The following is a 17,695-nucleotide window of genomic DNA, read 5'->3' as shown; positions in this document are numbered from 1 at the left end:
CGGAATCCCCCAACTGGACCCCGCGCCGCCGCTGCCGCTTAGCTCTGTTCCGGCGTTCCCTGATGGAACCGCAGCCGCCACTGTTCCCCCTCGCGGAGCCACAGTGAGCTGCGCAGAGCCGAGCCGGTCCGCGAGCTGCTGCGGTATGTCAGCAGGACGCTGTCTTCGCCAAGCCGTTCAGCGGCGAAGACCTCCACGGTTGCTTCCGCCTCCGGATCTCCCTGGAGCGCACTGATCGTGTCGTCCCTGGTCCACATCCGGCCCGACTGCCCAATCTCGGTAAAGTCCGGGTGCAGGAGCACAGCAAGACGTCCGAAGTCGGCTCGTGTACCGGGGCTGAGGAGTTCCTGTTCCAGCCTGACCACCAGTTCCTCGACAGGTTCCTGTGCGTCGGGCGCGGAAAAGTCCTCCAGCTCGGAGAACAGATCCGGTTCCAGGCTCTCCGGGCTCTCGGTCCGCTGAGATACGTGGGGCTCCGGAACTCGGACCGCCGATTGGGTGACGGCGGGAGTGTCCGCGGCGGCTGAGGCCGCCCGGCCCTGGAAGCCCGGCCCGTGGGGTATGACCGATCCGTTTTGGAAAGCCGAGGCAACTGCCCGGGCACGCACATCGGCTGCTTCGTTCAGGTCGTGCCCAGCGTGGCCCTTCACCCATTCGAACTTGTAACTGCGGCCCTTGATGACCTGGTCGATCTGCTTGAGGAGGTCCACGTTAAGCACGGCTTTACCGTCGGCCTTGCGCCAGCCTTTGCGCTTCCAGCCCGGCATCCATTTGGTGATGCAGTTGATGACGTACTGGCTGTCGCAGAGGATGTGCAGGGGCTCTTCCGGCAGGTGTTCGGTGGCACGGAACAGATCCAGCACCGCCATGAGCTCGCCCTGGTTGTTGGTTCCGTGCGGCCAGCCTCCCGCTGCCCAGGAATTTTCGTCAATGTACCAGGCCCAGCCAGCAGGTCCTGGATTGCCGAGGGCCGAACCGTCGGCAGCAGCAGTAATCGTCATAGTCTCCATCTTTTCAGATCGGCAAGCTTCCAACGGACATAGGCTGGCAGGGTGGCAATTCTTATCGATCCTCCGCTCTGGCCAGCCCACGGCACGCATTTTTCACATCTGGTCTCGGACTCGTCGCTGGATCAGCTGCACGAGTTTGCGGCGGCGGCCCGGATTCCCCGCCGGGCCTTCGACCTGGACCATTACGATGTCCCGGCAGAGCGGCATGCAGAACTTGTCGCCCGAGGTGCCCTAGCCGTTTCCGGCGGCGAACTGGTACGACGGCTGATCGGCAGCGGACTGCGGGTGCCGGCGCGCCGCAGGCGCGGAAAACTGGAGCACGTACTGCTGAAGCGCTGGAACGCGTTGCTTCCCGCGCAGGAACGTCTGGGCCTGGAGCTCATTTCCCGATGGGGCGAGGACCACCGGCACTACCACGATCAGACGCATCTACTTGCGGTCATCGAGGCCCTGCGCACGCTTCAGGATCATGGCGAGCGGCCAGGACCGGAGTCCCGGGCGGTTTGGTTGGCAGCGTGGTTCCACGACGCGGTTTACAACGGGGTGGCAGGCAAGGATGAAGAAGATTCCGCGGCACTGGCAAGCGAGAAGCTGGCCGACGCCGGCTGCAGACCTGAGGAGGTCGCTGAGACCGTCCGTCTGGTCCTGCTGACAGCGCACCATGCACCGGCTGATGAAGACGCGTCCGGTGCCATGCTGTGCGATGCAGACCTATCGGTTCTCGGCAGCCCGCCGGAGGACTACCGCCGCTACCTCGCTGCAGTCCGGAAAGAGTATGCGCACGTCGGTGACGCTGATTTCGCAGCCGGCCGCGCCGCCGTCGTCCGCCGCTTGCTGGCCATGGAGCCGTTGTACAAGACGGAAACCGCTCGCAAGCTCTGGCTGGCCCAGGCCCGGCAGAACCTGGGCGCCGAACTGGGCGAGACTTAACCGGGAAGGCACGGCTCCCGATCGGGAACCGTGCCTTCCTGTTGGAACTGGTCAGACGATGACCGGCCCGGAAGCGGCTTGCGCCGGACTTCCTAGAAGCCGCCCATACCGCCCATGCCGCCCATGTCGTCGCCGCCCGGCATGGCCGGAGCGTTCTTCTCGGGCTTGTCAGCGACAACAGCCTCGGTGGTGAGGAACAGGCCGGCGATGGAGGCCGCGTTCTGCAGAGCAGAGCGGGTCACCTTGACCGGATCGTTCACACCGGCAGCCAGCAGGTCTTCGTAGACACCGGTTGCAGCGTTCAGGCCGTGGCCCGAAGGCAGGCCGCGGACCTTGTCGGCAACAACGCCCGGCTCGAGGCCAGCGTTGAACGCAATCTGCTTCAGCGGAGCATCGATGGCAACCTTGACGATGTTGGCGCCGGTTGCTTCGTCGCCCTCGAGGTTCAGGTTGGCGAACGCCTTGGCGCCGGCCTGGATCAGCGCAACGCCGCCACCGGCGACGATGCCCTCTTCAACGGCAGCCTTCGCGTTGCGGACAGCGTCCTCGATGCGGTGCTTGCGTTCCTTGAGCTCAACTTCGGTTGCGGCACCGGCCTTGATGACTGCAACGCCGCCGGCCAGCTTGGCCAGACGTTCCTGCAGCTTCTCGCGGTCGTAGTCGGAATCGGAGTTGTCGATCTCGGCGCGGATCTGGGAAACGCGGCCTGCGATCTCCTCGGCGTCGCCGGCACCTTCAACGATGGTGGTCTCGTCCTTGGTGACGACAACCTTGCGGGCCTGGCCCAGCAGTTCGAGGGTTGCGTTCTCCAGCTTGAGGCCAACTTCCTCGGCGATGACCTGGCCACCAGTCAGGATGGCGATGTCAGCCAGCTGAGCCTTGCGGCGGTCACCGAAGCCCGGAGCCTTGACGGCGACGGACTTGAAGGTGCCACGGATCTTGTTGACAACCAGGGTGGCCAGAGCCTCGCCCTCGATGTCTTCAGCGATGATCAGCAGCGGCTTGCCGGACTGCATGACCTTCTCCAGAACTGCAACGAGGTCCTTCACGTTGGAGATCTTGGAGTTGACGATCAGGATGTACGGGTCTTCGAGGACCGTTTCCTGGCGCTCTGCGTCGGTGACGAAGTAGCCGGAGATGTAGCCCTTGTCGAAGCGCATACCTTCGGTGAGCTCGAGCTCGAGGCCAAAGGTGTTGGACTCCTCGACGGTGACAACGCCTTCCTTGCCGACCTTGTCGAGAGCTTCGGCGATCAGTTCACCGATCTGCGGATCGCCTGCAGAGATCGAGGCGGTAGCAGCAATCTGCTCCTTGGTCTCGATTTCCTTGGCGGAAGAGATCAGCTCGGCGGTGACGGCGTCAACAGCCTTTTCGATGCCGCGCTTCAGGCTCAGCGGATCGGCACCGGCGGCAACGTTGCGCAGGCCTTCCTTGACCAGGGCCTGGGCGAGCACGGTTGCGGTGGTGGTACCGTCACCGGCGACGTCGTCGGTCTTCTTGGCAACTTCCTTGACGAGCTCTGCGCCGATCTTCTCGTACGGATCGTCGAGCTCGATCTCCTTGGCGATGGAAACACCATCGTTGGTGATCGTGGGAGCGCCCCACTTCTTCTCGAGGACAACGTTGCGACCACGCGGGCCGAGCGTGACCTTAACTGCGTCAGCGAGGATGTTCAGTCCACGCTCGAGACCGCGGCGGGCCTCTTCGTCAAAGCTAATGATCTTTGCCATGGCGGCATACGTCCCTTCTGGACAGTAGACAGCGGGCGCAGCCTTGGATAAACCAGGACTGCTAACCACTGCGATGCCCGCGACGGACGGATAACGACGACGGCGATCTCTTTACGCCGCACCGCTACCCTCACCCCAGTGGTTTGGATTTTTTCACTCTCCCCCGTCGGCCGACTGCTTAGCAGTCAACCAGCGAGAGTGCTAACACAATAATTAGCACTCACCAGAGTCGAGTGCAAGCTGCAGCCGGCATTAGTCGGGCCGCTTCACCCTCCGCGTAACACCCTGAGCACCACTGACCCCAAGATCAGGGTGGGCCCCGATAGTCCGGGCCCGTGCCGGGCCGTAGATTGTAGGTAGTCACGCAGCACCATCACATACCGAAGGAAAAGAACATGTCGGAAAATCCGGACGGCAAGCAGGACAAAGCCGGACAGGACCAGCCCGGACCATCCCGCGGGGAAAATCCCACCGAGCCGCTGCGGGGCGCGGGCCCAAATCCCACGCAGCCCCTGGGCAACATGCCCGGTGAGCCGGCGCCCGGAGGGAAGCCTCCCTACGGCCAAGCACCACAGGGCCAGCCTCAGTACGGGCAGCCCCAGTACGGCAAGCCGCAGCAGGATCAACCGCCTTACGGCCAGCCACCGCAGGGGCAGACCCCCTATGGGCAACCACCTCAGGGCCAGAATCCGTATGGACAGCCGCAGTACGGCCAGGCTCCCTATGGCCAGCCGGGCCAGCCGTATTACGCCGGCTACCCGGAACAGAAGTCCCGCCTGATCGGCGGCTTGCTGGGCATTCTGCTCGGCGGCCTGGGCATCCACCGCTTCTATCTGGGCTACGTCGGCATCGGGATCCTGCAGATCGTGGTCACCATCGTCACCTTCGGCCTCGGTGCGGTCTGGGGCTTCGTTGAAGGCATCATGATCCTGGTCGGAGCCGAGATGTTCCGCCGCGACGCCAAGGGCATTCCGCTCAAGGAGTAGCAGCAGCCTCCCCGCCGAAAGGGCCGCGGGTTCTGTTTATAACTGCATACGACGGCGGCGTGCGGCTGAATCAATAGCCGCACGCCGCCGTCGTACTTTGGCAAAGATCAGGAAGCGAACTTCACTTCCTCGGCCTGCGGCCCCTTTTGCCCTTCCCCGATTTCGAACTCCACGCGCTGGCCCTCCTCAAGGGAGCGGTAACCATCCATCTGGATGGCGGACCAATGCACAAATACGTCAGCTTCGTTTTCATCGACGGTGATAAAGCCGTAGCCTTTTTCCGCGTTGAACCATTTGACGGTTCCCTGCGCCATATTGTTCTCCATTATTTTCTAGACCTGGCCCCGCCGCCTCTGTTTCCGGCGCCGGAGATGGGCTCACTCTACCCATGCTGCAGTACGGGTGAGCGCTGGCAGAGAGAATGTTATGGAGGTGTAATTTCGCCGCCGCGAAAGCAGTCCAGGCGGGCCAAACAGGGCTGTGATCAGCCGTTTTGCTGGAATCCAGGGCCCAGTACCACGGTGACATACTCGGAGACTGCGCCCTGCCCGGTCTCGCGCAGGTCGTTGATGCCCAGGAGTTCACCCAGCGCCTGCGCATTGGCTCCCTGGCCGGGGTTGTAGAAGATCACGGAGTTGGCCATGGGCGTGCCCTGCCAGTTATCCACCACCCCGACGGCCCAGCCGTCGGACGTGACCGTCTGCGACACCGTACCGCCGAGTCCGGTGACGCCGACGCTGTTGAAGATCAGCACTGGATCAGCTTTATTCACGGCCGCGGCAGCTTCGCCGGCCTCATCGACGGGTTCTTCGGTCGGCTCCTTGGCGGGCTTCGTAGTGGGCTCGTCCGAGGCTTCTTCGGCCGCTTCGGTGGCTGCGCCGGCTGCGTCCACTGCGGGTTCGCTGGCGTCCTCCGTGGATTCGGCCGGTTCCTCGGATGCACTCGCGGATGCAGTCTTCGCCGAGGGCGCTGCCGTGGCCTGTAATTCCGTGCTTGCGCCTCCCGCACCGAGCAGCGGCAGGACGAAGAAGGACAGGACGCCGACGGCGAGCGCCAGTACGGTGGCCAGGATGATCAGGCCGAGTCCGCTGGATTTCGACGCGGCCATGTGGGCCCGGTGGACGCCGTGGCGGTCTGAAGTTTCGGGCACCTGGTCAAACTCGTCCCGGGAATACTTGGTCATCGCTAAGAGTGCGTCCTTAGTTGTATCGAAAATATCTGCGCGGTCGAACCGTTGGACCCGGAGCTAGGCGTCCGTGCCCAGCCGGCGGGCAGTCCGTGCGCGCTGGCGGGACGTCCGCAGCCTGCGCAGCCGCTTGACCAGCATCGGATCATGGGCCAGCGCCTCTTCGGTATCGATCAGGCCATTGAGGATCTGATAGTAGTGCGTGGCGGACATGTCGAAGAGCTCGCGGATGGCCTGTTCCTTGGCGCCCGCGTACTTCCACCACTGCCGTTCCAGCGCCAGCATTTTCTGGTCGCGTTCGCTCAGCGGGCTCGATGAATCCAGCTCGGCGTCAAGGGAAAACGCACTGGCATCGACGGAACCAGCCAAGACACACCATCACTTCCGTTTGTTTGCAGGGGAAACTGTCCTCCACCATGGTAACGAATCACCGGCCTGTCATTTGCGCACGCCGCGGCAGCCGCGCATGGCGACCCGGGATGGACCGCGACTCGCTTGCTCTGGCGGCGATCGGCGATTATAGGAAGATGACTGACGACGACGGCGCACTGTTTGAGCTTCCGGCCACCGCGTCAGCAGTGGACACCCGGGAGCCTTTTCCGTTCTCCGCACCGGCCGGATTGGGCGAGGTCATGCACCCCGAGTGGGCCGAAGTCCTGGCCCCGGTTACAGAAACCGTGCATGAACTGGCTACCTACCTTGAGCAGCGGCGTGCCGCGGGCGGTGAGATCCTGCCGGCACCGGCCAATATTCTGCGGGCCTTTCGGCAACCGCTCTCGGCCATCAAGGTCCTTGTGGTCGGGCAGGACCCTTACCCCACGCCCGGGCATTCGATCGGCCTCTGCTTCGCGGTCGAGCGGCGTGTTCGGCCGTTGCCCCGCAGCCTGGCCAACATTTACAAGGAGCTGGACTTTGACCTGGGCATTCCGCCGGCACCGCACGGGGATCTGTCTTCCTGGGCGGATCAGGGTGTGCTGCTGCTCAACCGGGTACTCACCGTGGAGGCCGGCAAGACCGGGGCACACCGCCGCAAGGGCTGGGAAGAGCTGACCGAACTGGCGGTCAAGTCGCTCGTGGCGCGGGGCGGTCCGCTGGTCGTGGTCCTGTGGGGCAGGGATGCGCAGAACCTGTCACCCTTGCTGGACGCGGTCCCGCGGATCGAATCTGCGCATCCCAGTCCGTTGTCAGCCTCACGCGGCTTCTTCGGCTCCCGCCCCTTCAGCCGGATCAACGAACTGCTGGTGGCGGAAGGAGCGGACCCGGTGGACTGGCGGTTGCCGCTGTAATAGTGGTTGGGAACAAAACCGGTGGTGGGTTAGGTTGTCCTTAGTAGTACCCCATCTGTCTGTCCCACGCCTTGCGTATTCAGGAGCCGTTTCATGTCTGCCCAGCCTGCAGCCCGCCCCGCCCGTCCCCGAAAACCCCAAACGAACCTTCAGGTGCTGCGGACCGAACGCCTCTCCGAGCACATGGTCCGGGTTTTCGCCGGGGGTGAGGGCTTCGGAAAGTTTGAGGCCAAGGACGCCACCGATCAATACGTGAAGATCTTCTTCCTCGACCCGGAACTGGGGGTGGAGCTCCCGGTAGACGTCGCCGAACTGAAAGAGACCCTGCCGGCGGACAAGCTGCCGGTCACCCGCACCTACACGGTCCGCAGCGTGGACCAGTCCGCTCGGGAAATCGCCATTGACTTCGTTGTGCATGGCGACGAGGGACTGGCAGGCCCCTGGGCGCTGAAGGCGCAGCCGGGAGACTGGGTTATGTTCACCGGCCCGGGCGGAGCCTACGCCCCCAACCCCGACGCCGATTGGTACCTGCTGGCCGGGGACGATTCCGCGTTGCCTGCCATCGGCGCGGCCATCGAAGCACTGCCGGCAAACGCCACGGGACATGCCCTCATTGAAGTGGATTCCGCAGCCGACATCCAGGATCTCGACGCCCCCGCCGGCATCCAGTTCCACTGGCTCCTCCGCCAGGGACAGGTACCAGGCACCACCACGCTGCTGCGGGATGCGGTGGCAAGGCTTGATTGGCCAGCCGGTGAAGTGGACGCGTTTGTCCACGGCGAGCGCGGTGCCATCAAATCGCTCCGCGACGTGCTGTTCAAGGACCGTGGACTGCACCGCAAGCAGGTTTCCATCTCCGGCTACTGGGCGTACGGCCGGGCTGAGGACGCGTTCCAGGCGGAAAAGCGAACCGAGGTCGGGCAGATCTTTCCGGAGAACTACCCGGCCACCTAGGCAACGTGGCTAGCGGTGTCAGTTAGCGGCCGCATCGGTTAGCGGCGGCGGTTCCTACGGCGGCCTTCGTTGGAGCCCATGTCCCGGGTGAAGGGCTGTGCCAGGTTGTCGCCGAGGACCGTGCCGCCGGAAATCGCCAGGATTACCGTCAGCGCACCGAAGAGGTTGAGCACGCCCACAAACGGGTCGTCCACGTTGACCGTCAGATCGTAGGTGGCGCGGAAGATCGACAGTCCGGGCAGCAGGAACAGGATGGCGGGCACCGCCACAACCAGCTGCGGCGAGCCCATCCGCAAGCCGACAATGCGGCCCAGGAAACCAATGAGGACGGCGGCCAGTGCCGGACCTATCCGTTCGCCTATCCCCGCCATCACGACGAGGTCGTAGAGCAGCAGTGCCACGAGACCTACCAAGGCCGTCGGCACCAGCATGCTGAGCTTGGTTTGCTCGGTGATACAGATGGCCATGGTGGCCACCATGAGCAGCAGCGCCCGCACCACATAGGGGTATTCGCCCTCCCCTTCGACGAAGACCTGGGGCAGGCTGACGCCCACCAGTTCGCCGCCCACCAGGCCCACGGCCACACCGGAGGCGATAGCGGCAAAGGTGAGGAAAGCGGAGAGGAAACGGCCGGCTGCCGTGACAGGGAAGCCGTTAATTGCGTCCTGGGTCGCGGAGACGAGGCGGCCGGTCGGCAACAGGTAAAGAATCCCGCCCGCGATCACCAGCGACGGGCTCAAGGGAACCTGCAGCTGCCAGAACAGCAAGGCAACCGCGGTGGCGAGACAGGACCCGATTGCGGTGACAAAGAAGTCCGGCACCCGCCATTTGCCCAGCTTGCGGCCCAGCAGACCCATCAGCACGGTTGACAGCATCGCCACCAGCGACGCGAAGATCCCGCCGCCGAGGAACGCCACGATGGAACCGGCGAAAACGCCGCCGGCGCCGATGGCCATCCACTTGGCAAACGGCTTGGGCCGCGCGGCGATCTCCTGCAGCCGCTCCTTGGCCTCGGTCCGCCCCACACCCCCGTTGACGATGTCCGTGACCAGCTGGTGGACCAGGGACAAACCGGCGTAGTTATTCGTCCAGGAGCGCACCACGCGCATCAGGGTCAGCGGGACCGTATCTGCCTTGGCATAGTTGATCAGCACGGACTGGTTGGTGATGTCGACGTCGATCTCGCGCAGGCCGAAGGCCGCGGTCACGGCAATGATGCTCGTTTCCACTTCCAAGGCGCCGGCGCCGTAGCGGAACATGGTCTCGGCCAGATCCAGCGCAAAGTCCAGGGTGAGCCGGGCTGAGGTATCCACACCGGCCGCCTGGATCATGGGGTTGGCATACGGGCTTCCCGCGAGCCGTTCAACAATGCTCATCGGGGCGGTAGGGGGCGCCTCGCCCTGCACCAGTTTGCGCAGCATCCGGCGGGCAGCGGCGTTGGTGCGCTGCTGGCCCTTGGGCATCGGCAGCGGGGCGGTGCCGAACGGAACCGGTTTGGCCTCTTTGGCCACCGGTTTCTTCGGGATCGCCGGCTTGGCCTTGGGCTTGGTTCCCGGTCGCTTGGGCGGCGCGTTCTTGCCAACCGGCTGCTTCGCCGTCGGCGGTGTCCCCGACCCCGGATCCGGGCGCTCTCCGGTCTCCCCGCCAGCCCCATTTTCCGGCGTTTCGGCGGGCTTACGCGGGATTTTGATGATGGGCAGGCTGCCGACCCGCGGCGACATCGGAGTACCTGAATCCTGCTGGCCGTCCTTGTCCTGCACTGCCCCTCCGTTCCTGCGTTTTCGGGCTGAATTTTTGGCCGGTTTTATCCTCCCACACGGCCGTTGCCGCGAGCCGTGAAAGCGTCGAGAAACGCATCACATGCGGCGGCCGCTGCGCCACCCGCCACGGGGAGGATGGCTAGCTTTCGATGCCGCTTCTTTCCTCGGCACGCCACGGCGTCAGCCGCGGGAGCCAACCTGGCACGTTGCGCTTGTAGCGGCGGTATTCATCGCCGAACTGCCGCTCCAAGGCCGGCTCCTCGTACAGCCTGGCAAAAAGCCCCACGGGAACGGACATCACGGCGCCGTACCCGAGAAGCTTGGGCCGGCCCAGCATCAGCGCCTCGCCGAGGACCATCGACAGCAGCGCCACGTAAATCGGGTTGCGCACGTAACGGAACGGCCCGGTGACCACCAGGTACTTCGTCGGCGCGATGGGCGCGGGCGTACCCAGGCCCTCCCGCGCAAACCGCACGAAGGATTCAATAACGACGGCGGCGCCTCCGGCGGTGAGCACGGCACCGGCGGCTCTGGCCGGCAGCCCGCCGGGTACCGGGGTCCGGGCCTGCCGGCGGGTGAGCAGCCAGGGCACAAGTCCGGCGGCAACCACCGGAGCCGCGGCGAAGGCCGCGGTTCCGAGGACGGCCCGCCTGTGTTCTGCTTGCGCCGCATCCCTCATGCCTTCATTGTGTCCCGGGGACACGGGGGATGTAACCCCTCGGGCCGGGCAAGCCTTGACAGTGTTGCCGGCGGTCCTAACGTTGGAAGTACATGAACTGGTTGAACGCCGATGGTTTCGAGGTCGCGCGGCAGGTGCTGCAGCGCGGGATTGCCGCCGTCTACGTGATCGCGTTCCTCTCCGCCGTCGCGCAGTTCCGTGCCCTGCTCGGCGAGCACGGGCTGTTGCCGGTGCCCCGGTATCTGGCCCGCTCGGCCGCCCGCGGTCCCACACTGTTCAGTTGGCGCTATTCGGACAAGCTGCTGCTCGTGGTCGCATGGACAGGCGCCGCGGTGGCCGCAACCTTGGTGGTTGGCTTGCCGCAGCTGGGACCGCCGTGGCTGCCGATGCTTGCCTTCCTGCTGCTGTGGGCCCTATACATGTCCATCGTGAACGTAGGCCAGACGTTCTACGGCTTCGGCTGGGAGACGCTCCTGCTCGAAGCCGGCTTCCTGGCCGCGTTCCTGGGATCCAATGAGATTGCCCCGCCGGTTACGGTGCTCTGGCTTTTCCTGTGGCTTACGTTCCGGCTGGAGTTCGGTGCGGGCATGATCAAGATCCGCGGGGACCGGGTCTGGCGGGACCTGACCGCCCTGTACTACCACCACGAGACGCAGCCGATGCCCAACCCGGCCAGCAGGTACTTCCACCATCTGCCCAAGCCGCTGCACAAGGTGGAAGTCATCGGGAACCATTTCGCCCAGCTGGTGGTCCCGTTCTTCCTGTTCTTCCCGCAGCCCGTGGGCAGTATTGCCGCAGCCATCATTATCGTCACCCAGTTGTGGTTGGTGGTTTCGGGCAACTTCGCGTGGCTGAACTGGCTGACCATCCTGCCCGCGGCCGCTGCGCTTAGCGACGACGCCCTCGCCGCGGTCCTCCCCGGCAGTCCGGATCTCACGCCGGGCTACGCCCCGACGCCGATCTGGTTCGCCGTCGTCGTCCTGGCCATGACCGCGTTGATGGTCTATCTCAGCTTCTGGCCGGCACGCAATCTGGTCTCCAAGCGGCAGCTGATGAATACCAGCTTCAACCGCTGGCACCTGGCCAATGCCTACGGCGCCTTCGGCAGCATTACCCGCGAGCGCTACGAAATCATCGTGGAAGGCTCGGCGGACGGCGTCAGCTGGCAGGAATACGAATTCAAGGGCAAGCCCGGGGACCCCGGACGCATGCCGCGGCAGTTCGCGCCCTACCATCTGAGGCTGGATTGGCTGATGTGGTTCCTGGCCCTCGGGGCTCCCGGCGACAGTTGGTTCATTCCGTTCCTGCGGCGCCTGCTGGCCGCGGACCGGGCGACCCTGAAACTACTGAGGATCGATCCGTTCGACGGCGAACAGCCTCGGCAGGTCCGGGCGCTGGTCTACCACTACCGCTACTCCACCCGGCAGGAAAAGACGGCCACCGGGCTGTGGTGGATCCGGCGGCCGGTCGGCATGTTCGTGGCACCGATGAAGAACCCCGCGGCCCGGGCGGAATAAGATCCCGTGCCAAGCGGTTGCCACGAATGATGCAAACGCATTGACCGCTCTTCAGGAAGGCGCCGCAGCGTGGCAAGGAAAATCGAACTGGGTCTGGACACTTTCGGCGACGTTACTTACGACGCCGACGGCAGGCTTCTCCCGCAGGATCAAGTGATCCGCAATGTTGTCGCGGAGGCGGTGCTGGCGGACGAGGTCGGACTGGACTTCATTGGCATCGGCGAGCACCACCGCGATGACTTCGCCATCTCCGCACCGGATGTGGTCCTGGCGGCCATCGCCGGCCAGACCAAGAACATCCGGCTGGGCTCGGCCGTCACCGTGCTCTCCTCGGATGATCCGGTGCGTGTCTTCCAGCGTTTCTCCACGCTCGACGCCGTCTCCAACGGACGTGCCGAGGTGATCCTGGGCCGAGGCTCCTTCACCGAGTCCTTTCCGCTGTTCGGCCTGGATCTGGCCGACTACGACATCCTGTTCGACGAAAAGCTCCAGCTCTTCACCGAGCTCCGCAAGGAAAGACCCATTACCTGGGCCGGGCAGACGCGGGGGCCGCTGGACAACAAATCGGTCTACCCGCCGACAGCCTCGGGATCGCTCCCCACTTGGATTGCCGTGGGCGGCACGCCGCAGTCCGTGGTCCGGGCGGCACACTACGGCTTGCCTCTCATGCTCGCCATCATCGGCGGCGCCCCGATGAACTTCGCCCCCTTCGTGGAGCTTTACCACAAGGCCCTCGACCAGTTCGGCCAGCCCCGGCTGGCCATTGGCGCCCACTCCCCCGGTTACATCGCCGCCACGGACGAACAGGCCAAGGACGAGATGTGGCCGCACTACGTGGACATGCAGGAACGCATCGGCCGCGAGCGCGGCTGGAGCCGCATGACCCGCGGACAGTTCGAGGCTGAGGCCGGCCCGGACGGCGCCCTGTTTGTCGGCTCGCCCGAAACCGTGGCCACCAAGATCGTCAAGGTAGCCAAGGGGCTGGGGCTGGACCGCTGGGATATGAAGTACAGCCTCGGCACGCTCCCGCACGGGAAGCTGATGCGCAGCATCGAGCTCTACGGCAAGGAAGTGGCACCCTCCGTCCGCGAGCAGCTCGCCGCAGGGTAGCCCACACGAACCAGGCCAAACCAGCCAAGGCCATTCAAACAAGGCCCAACTGAACAGCGACGCCGGCGGGAGACTTTGTGAAAAAGTCTCCCGCCGGCGTCGTTCGCTGGCTTTGCCGACTGGTCGGAGCTGGACGGGGTTAGACGGTGACCGGCTCACGCTTGCCGAGCTCTTCCGTCGGAACCTTGTAGGTTTCCTTGGCGGTCAGCGCGGAGACCGCTGCGATGGTGCAGATGACCGCGGTGAAGATGCTGGTGGCAACCCAGCCGCCTTCCTGGATCCCGCCGATGGCCGCGACGATGGACGGGGCGAACCCGGCCATCAGGAAGCCCAGCTGGGTGCCGATGGCCAGCCCGGAGAAGCGGACCCTGGCGCTGAACATTTCGGCGTAGAACGAGGGCCAGACGGCGTTGGCCGCGGCATAGGCGCAGGAGAAGACCACTACGGACAGGGCGAACTGCAGCAGCGTGTTGCCCGACTCCATCGAGAGCAGATAGAACGGCATGAAGACTGCGCTGCCGACTGCGCCGTAGATAAAGACCGGCTTGCGGCCGATCCGGTCCGCCAGCTTGCCGAAGAGCGGCTGGGTGAACAGGGCGCCCACGTTGCCGGCGACCACCAGCCACAGGGTGATGCCTTCATCGACACTGCCCACTTCTGCCCCGTACTTAATCGCAAGCGTGCCGTAGACGGTGGAGACGGCGGCGATGAACGCGCAGCAGATGACGCGCAGGACGTCGCGCCAGTGGTTCTTCATCAGCACGGCGACCGGGAGCTTCGCGATTTCGTTGTTGGCCTTGGCGGCCTCGAAGGTGGGGGTTTCATGCAGCGAACGGCGGATGAAGTAGGTGACGATGACGACAATCGCGCTGAGCCAGAACGGGATGCGCCAGCCGATGCCGTACTTGATCTCGTCCGGCAGTGCCACCACAGGAATGAAGACGAGGGCCGCGAGGATCTGGCCGCCTTGCGTGCCGGTCAGGGTCCACGAGGTGAAGAAGGAACGGCGGTTGTCGGGGGCATGCTCAAGCGTCAGCGAACTGGCGCCGGCCTGCTCGCCGGCGGCGGACAGCCCCTGCATCAGGCGGCAAAGCACCAGGATGGCTGGCGCCCACCAACCGATGGTTTGGAAGTCGGGGATACAGCCGATGATGAACGTGGAGGCACCCATCAGCACCAGCGTGAACATCAGGACCTTCTGGCGGCCGATCCTGTCGCCGAAATGCCCCACGAAGATGGCGCCGACCGGGCGGGCGACGTAAGCGAAGCCGAAGGTCGCCAGCGACATGATGCCGGCATTCGCGCTTTCATCCGGGAAGAACACATGCGGGAAGATCAGGGCCGCGGCGGAGCCGAAGATAAAGAAGTCGTAGTATTCGACGGCGCTGCCCATGAAGCTGGCGATAGCTGCCCGCTTCGGTGTTTTGCCGTGATGGGCGAAGGCCTCATCCTCTTGGTGAACGGCGGTCATGGAGTGCTCCTTGCAACTGCTGCGGGATCTGTGGCGGGCCGGGGAAACATCCGGAGGCGGATGGCCCGCCTTGCTGGGCTGTGCGCATCTCGCACACTTGTGCACAAATCGAACGGTCATTAAAAGGTAGCCCACCTCACAGGGCATCCGCAAGACCCGATCCGCCCACCTTCAAGCACCCTGCGTCCAACTCCAGCAAGGCAGCAGAGTTAGGCAACCGCCTCCGCTGCGTTCGGCCTTCCATCTTCTGTGCGATATGCGTACAATTGTGCAGAAACCGAACGAGGGAAGGTGTCCACATGAGCACGGTGTCGGAGTCATATCTAGTCGGCCTGATCGGCGACGGGATCACGGTGTCGCTGACGCCGCCCATGCACGAGCGCGAGGCGGACCACCACGGCATCCGCTATCTGTACCGGCCCATTGACCTGACATCGCTCGGCCGTCCGGCCGAAGACGTCGGCGAACTGCTGCGCCAGGGCCGCGAGCTCGGCTACAACGCCTTCAACATCACCCACCCCTGTAAGCAACTGGTGATGGAACACCTGGATGAGATTTCCGACGACGCCCGCCGGCTCGGCGCCGTCAACACCGTCCTGATCCGGGATAGCAAATTCATCGGCTACAACACGGATTTTTCCGGTTTCAGCATGGGCATGGACCACGGGCTGCCGGACGCGGAACTCGGTTCGGTGGTGCAGTTGGGCACCGGCGGCGCCGGTTCCGCCGTCGCCTACGCCCTGCTCAAGAAGGGGGCGCGGAAACTGACGCTTCTGGATCTTGACCCGGCCCGCGCCGCCGAACGTGCCGCCGCGTTGGCCGGACTCTTCCCCGAGCAGCAGGTCGCCGCCGCGCCGATGGAAGACCTGCCCGCCGTCCTGGCCGATGCCGACGGGCTCCTCAACGCCACGCCGGTGGGCATGTACAACCACCCGGGCCTGCCGCTGGACACCGAGCTGCTCGAGCCGCGGCACTGGGTGGCCGACGTTATCTACCGCCCCGTCGAAACCGAACTGATCAAGACCGCCGTGGCCAAGGGCTGCCGTGTGCTCGATGGCGGGCACATGGCCGTCGGCCAGGCCGTCGATGCCTTCCGTTACATCACCGGGCTCGAGCCGGATCCGGCCCGCATGCGCGGACACTTCCTCGAACTCCTGGCCCAAGGCCTCTAGCATTTCTTCATCGCCTTCGAAAGGTCCCCTGTTGCGCACCTCCATTGCCACCGTTTGCCTGAGCGGAACGCTCGAAGAAAAGATGCACGCCTGTGCGAACGCGGGCTTCGACGGCATCGAAATCTTCGAGCAGGATCTGCTGGTCTCCCCACACAGCCCCGAGGAAATCCGGTCGCTGGCTGCCCAACTCGGCCTCAGCCTGGACCTGTACCAGCCGTTCCGGGATTTCGAGGGCGTGCCCGAAGAGCTGCTGGCGGACAACCTCTACCGCGCCGAGGCGAAGTTCCGGCTGATGCAGGCCCTCGGGATGGACCTGATGCTGCTCTGCAGCAACGTCGGCACCGCCACGATCGACGACGACGAACTCGCCGCGGCCCAGCTGCGCCGCCTCGGCGACCTCGCCGCCCGCTACGGCATCCGTATCGCCTACGAGGCACTGGCCTGGGGCACGTTCGTCAACGATTTCGAACATGCCATGCGGATCGTGGACCTGGCGGACCACGCGAACATCGGCACCTGCCTGGACAGCTTCCACATCCTCTCCCGCGGCTGGGATCCTGCCGGGATCGAGAAGATCCCGGCGGAGAAGATCTTCTTCGTCCAGCTGGCCGATGCGCCGCAGCTGAGCATGGACATCCTGTCCTGGAGCCGGCACTACCGGGTCTTCCCCGGCGAGGGAGCCTGGGAACTCGACAAGTTCATGGGCCACCTCGTCCGCAGCGGCTACAACGGTGTGGTGTCGCTGGAGATCTTCAACGACGTCTTCCGCCAGGCCGACGAGGAACGCACGGCCGTCGATGCCATGCGTTCGCTGATCTGGCTCGAGGAACGCACCTCGGTCCACCTGGTTGAAACCGATGGCCCGGACGCCTGCTTCCCGATGCAGCTGGCCACCCTGCCGCAGGTGGCCGAACCCACCGGCTTCAACTTCGCCGAGGTCAAAGCGGAGAACACGGAGCACGTCCAGCAACTGCTCTCGCAGCTCGGCTTCACGTTCCGTGGCCGGCACTGCACTAAGCCGGTGCAGTTGTGGACTCAGGGACAGGCCCGGATCATCATCAACGAGCAGCAGGCCCGCGGTCTCGAACCGACCATTGCGGCCCTGGCCTTCGACGTCGAAGACCCCCTGGTCGCCGCCTCCCGCGCCCTCCAGCTCAAGGCCACCGCCGTTCCGCGCCAGAGCCAGGCCAATGAAGCCGTGCTCCAGGCGGTCAAGGCACCGGACTCCACGGAAATCTTCCTCTGCGAGGCGACGCCGGACGGAACGGCGGCCTGGACCGACGAATTCGCTACCGACGGCGCCGCGAGGTCCGGCCAGGACCTGATCACCCATATCGACCACGTCAATCTGGCCCAGCCCTGGCAGCATTTCGACGAAAGCGTCCTCTTCTACGAAAGCACACTGTCGCTGGCCCCGCGGCCGTCCACCGAGGTACCCAGCCCGGTAGGTCTGGTGCGCAGTCAGGTCATGCGGACGGAGGATGGCAATGTCCGCCTCGCCCTGAACATCGCCCCGCTGGTGATGGAACAGCCTGGCCCCTCGGCAGAGTCCGCCTACCCGCAGCACATCGCCTTTGGCTGCACCGACCTGATCGCTTTGGCCCGCAATGCGGTGGCCAGCGGGCTGGAGTTCCTGAAGATCCCGGCCAACTACTACGCGGACCTGCAGGCCCGCTTCCGGCTGGCCCCGGAGTTGCTGGCCACGCTGCAGGAACTGAACCTGCTGTACGACCGGGATGACCAGGGCGAGTTCCTGCACTTCTACACGGCCACCGTGGGAAGCGTCTTCTTCGAAGTAGTCGAACGCCGCCGCAGCTACGACGGGTATGGCGCGCCCAACGCCCCGGTCCGCCTCTCCGCGCAATACCTGCTGAGCAAACACGGCTAGAATCACTGGGATTGCC

16 protein-coding genes are annotated in these 17,695 nt (G+C 64.8%); 8 read left to right on the top strand and 8 right to left on the bottom strand.

The window, feature by feature from the left end; all coding sequences use genetic code 11:
- Positions 1–38 precede the first annotated feature (38 nt).
- Positions 39–1,001, bottom strand: coding sequence for an RNase H family protein (locus tag HGO92_RS17495; protein WP_169997108.1), 963 nt, complete (start codon positions 999–1,001; stop codon positions 39–41).
- A 51-nt stretch (positions 1,002–1,052) separates the two neighbouring features.
- On the opposite strand from HGO92_RS17495, the gene HGO92_RS17490 reads away from it, so the two are divergent.
- Complete coding sequence (locus HGO92_RS17490) at positions 1,053–1,940, top strand: DUF4031 domain-containing protein (RefSeq protein WP_169997106.1); 888 nt, start codon at positions 1,053–1,055, stop codon at positions 1,938–1,940.
- Positions 1,941–2,032: 92 nt separating this feature from the next.
- On the opposite strand, the gene groL is transcribed toward HGO92_RS17490, so the two are convergent.
- Positions 2,033–3,670: a chaperonin GroEL gene (gene groL, locus HGO92_RS17485; RefSeq protein ID WP_074699749.1), complete on the bottom strand. Its 1,638-nt coding sequence runs from the start codon at positions 3,668–3,670 to the stop codon at positions 2,033–2,035.
- A gap of 395 nt (positions 3,671–4,065) precedes the next feature.
- Here groL and HGO92_RS24310 point away from each other — a divergent pair, with 395 nt between their 5' ends.
- Complete coding sequence (locus HGO92_RS24310; RefSeq protein WP_169997104.1) at positions 4,066–4,656, top strand: TM2 domain-containing protein; 591 nt, start codon at positions 4,066–4,068, stop codon at positions 4,654–4,656.
- Positions 4,657–4,763: 107 nt separating this feature from the next.
- Here HGO92_RS24310 and HGO92_RS17475 read toward each other — a convergent pair whose 3' ends face one another.
- The 3 genes from HGO92_RS17475 to HGO92_RS17465 all read right to left on the bottom strand — a co-directional run bounded on the left by HGO92_RS17475 (position 4,764) and on the right by HGO92_RS17465 (position 6,211).
- A complete protein-coding gene (locus tag HGO92_RS17475) occupies positions 4,764–4,970 on the bottom strand; it encodes a cold-shock protein (protein WP_169997102.1) in 207 nt (68 codons plus the stop codon).
- Between the two features lie 170 nt (positions 4,971–5,140).
- A complete protein-coding gene (locus tag HGO92_RS17470; RefSeq protein ID WP_169997100.1) occupies positions 5,141–5,839 on the bottom strand; it encodes a LytR C-terminal domain-containing protein in 699 nt (232 codons plus the stop codon).
- Between the two features lie 63 nt (positions 5,840–5,902).
- The gene (locus tag HGO92_RS17465; RefSeq protein ID WP_074699753.1) at positions 5,903–6,211 is read right to left on the bottom strand and encodes a DUF3263 domain-containing protein; all 309 of its coding nucleotides are present in this window, start codon (positions 6,209–6,211) and stop codon (positions 5,903–5,905) included.
- A gap of 158 nt (positions 6,212–6,369) precedes the next feature.
- On the opposite strand from HGO92_RS17465, the gene HGO92_RS17460 reads away from it, so the two are divergent.
- Both HGO92_RS17460 and HGO92_RS17455 read left to right on the top strand, forming a co-directional pair.
- Positions 6,370–7,128: a uracil-DNA glycosylase gene (locus tag HGO92_RS17460; protein ID WP_169997098.1), complete on the top strand. Its 759-nt coding sequence runs from the start codon at positions 6,370–6,372 to the stop codon at positions 7,126–7,128.
- Between the two features lie 93 nt (positions 7,129–7,221).
- Entirely contained in the window at positions 7,222–8,082 is an 861-nt protein-coding gene (locus tag HGO92_RS17455; RefSeq protein WP_169997096.1) for a siderophore-interacting protein, read from the top strand.
- Positions 8,083–8,120: 38 nt separating this feature from the next.
- Here the strand turns inward: HGO92_RS17455 and HGO92_RS17450 are convergent, their stop codons facing one another.
- Both HGO92_RS17450 and HGO92_RS17445 read right to left on the bottom strand, forming a co-directional pair.
- The gene (locus tag HGO92_RS17450; protein WP_440915786.1) at positions 8,121–9,842 is read right to left on the bottom strand and encodes a threonine/serine exporter family protein; all 1,722 of its coding nucleotides are present in this window, start codon (positions 9,840–9,842) and stop codon (positions 8,121–8,123) included.
- Between the two features lie 139 nt (positions 9,843–9,981).
- Complete coding sequence (locus HGO92_RS17445) at positions 9,982–10,521, bottom strand: methyltransferase family protein (RefSeq protein WP_169997094.1); 540 nt, start codon at positions 10,519–10,521, stop codon at positions 9,982–9,984.
- Positions 10,522–10,613: 92 nt separating this feature from the next.
- Here HGO92_RS17445 and HGO92_RS17440 point away from each other — a divergent pair, with 92 nt between their 5' ends.
- A complete protein-coding gene (locus HGO92_RS17440) occupies positions 10,614–12,038 on the top strand; it encodes a lipase maturation factor family protein (protein WP_169997092.1) in 1,425 nt (474 codons plus the stop codon).
- 69 nt (positions 12,039–12,107) lie between these two features.
- Positions 12,108–13,148 (top strand): Atu2307/SP_0267 family LLM class monooxygenase, encoded by a 1,041-nt coding sequence (locus HGO92_RS17435; protein WP_169997090.1) that lies wholly within the window; start codon positions 12,108–12,110, stop codon positions 13,146–13,148.
- A 139-nt stretch (positions 13,149–13,287) separates the two neighbouring features.
- Here HGO92_RS17435 and HGO92_RS17430 read toward each other — a convergent pair whose 3' ends face one another.
- Positions 13,288–14,619 carry an MFS transporter gene (locus HGO92_RS17430; RefSeq protein ID WP_169997088.1) on the bottom strand — a complete coding sequence of 444 codons (1,332 nt, stop codon included), beginning with the start codon at positions 14,617–14,619 and terminating at the stop codon, positions 13,288–13,290.
- 299 nt (positions 14,620–14,918) lie between these two features.
- On the opposite strand from HGO92_RS17430, the gene HGO92_RS17425 reads away from it, so the two are divergent.
- Both HGO92_RS17425 and HGO92_RS17420 read left to right on the top strand, forming a co-directional pair.
- Positions 14,919–15,791, top strand: a complete 873-nt coding sequence (locus HGO92_RS17425) for a shikimate dehydrogenase (RefSeq protein ID WP_169997086.1) — start codon at positions 14,919–14,921, stop codon at positions 15,789–15,791.
- A 31-nt stretch (positions 15,792–15,822) separates the two neighbouring features.
- Positions 15,823–17,679 (top strand): bifunctional sugar phosphate isomerase/epimerase/4-hydroxyphenylpyruvate dioxygenase family protein, encoded by a 1,857-nt coding sequence (locus HGO92_RS17420; protein ID WP_169997084.1) that lies wholly within the window; start codon positions 15,823–15,825, stop codon positions 17,677–17,679.
- Positions 17,680–17,695 lie beyond the last annotated feature (16 nt).

Origin of the sequence: Crystallibacter degradans (assembly GCF_012952295.1) — a bacterium.
In the GTDB taxonomy this organism is placed as follows: domain Bacteria; phylum Actinomycetota; class Actinomycetes; order Actinomycetales; family Micrococcaceae; genus Crystallibacter; species Crystallibacter degradans.
This window is presented reverse-complemented; position numbering and strand designations above follow the sequence as displayed.

Bases quoted from the DNA above. Each gene is read 5' to 3' on its own strand.
- HGO92_RS17495 (WP_169997108.1), bottom strand. From the start codon at position 1,001: ATGACGATTACTGCTGCTGCCGACGGTTCGGCCCTCGGCAATCCAGGA.
- HGO92_RS17425 (WP_169997086.1), top strand. From the start codon at position 14,919: ATGAGCACGGTGTCGGAGTCATATCTAGTCGGCCTGATCGGCGACGGG.
- HGO92_RS17440 (WP_169997092.1), top strand. From the start codon at position 10,614: ATGAACTGGTTGAACGCCGATGGTTTCGAGGTCGCGCGGCAGGTGCTG.
- HGO92_RS17430 (WP_169997088.1), bottom strand. From the start codon at position 14,619: ATGACCGCCGTTCACCAAGAGGATGAGGCCTTCGCCCATCACGGCAAA.
- HGO92_RS17445 (WP_169997094.1), bottom strand. From the start codon at position 10,521: ATGAGGGATGCGGCGCAAGCAGAACACAGGCGGGCCGTCCTCGGAACC.
- HGO92_RS24310 (WP_169997104.1), top strand. From the start codon at position 4,066: ATGTCGGAAAATCCGGACGGCAAGCAGGACAAAGCCGGACAGGACCAG.
- groL (WP_074699749.1), bottom strand. From the start codon at position 3,670: ATGGCAAAGATCATTAGCTTTGACGAAGAGGCCCGCCGCGGTCTCGAG.
- HGO92_RS17455 (WP_169997096.1), top strand. From the start codon at position 7,222: ATGTCTGCCCAGCCTGCAGCCCGCCCCGCCCGTCCCCGAAAACCCCAA.
- HGO92_RS17475 (WP_169997102.1), bottom strand. From the start codon at position 4,970: ATGGCGCAGGGAACCGTCAAATGGTTCAACGCGGAAAAAGGCTACGGC.
- HGO92_RS17470 (WP_169997100.1), bottom strand. From the start codon at position 5,839: ATGACCAAGTATTCCCGGGACGAGTTTGACCAGGTGCCCGAAACTTCA.
- HGO92_RS17460 (WP_169997098.1), top strand. From the start codon at position 6,370: ATGACTGACGACGACGGCGCACTGTTTGAGCTTCCGGCCACCGCGTCA.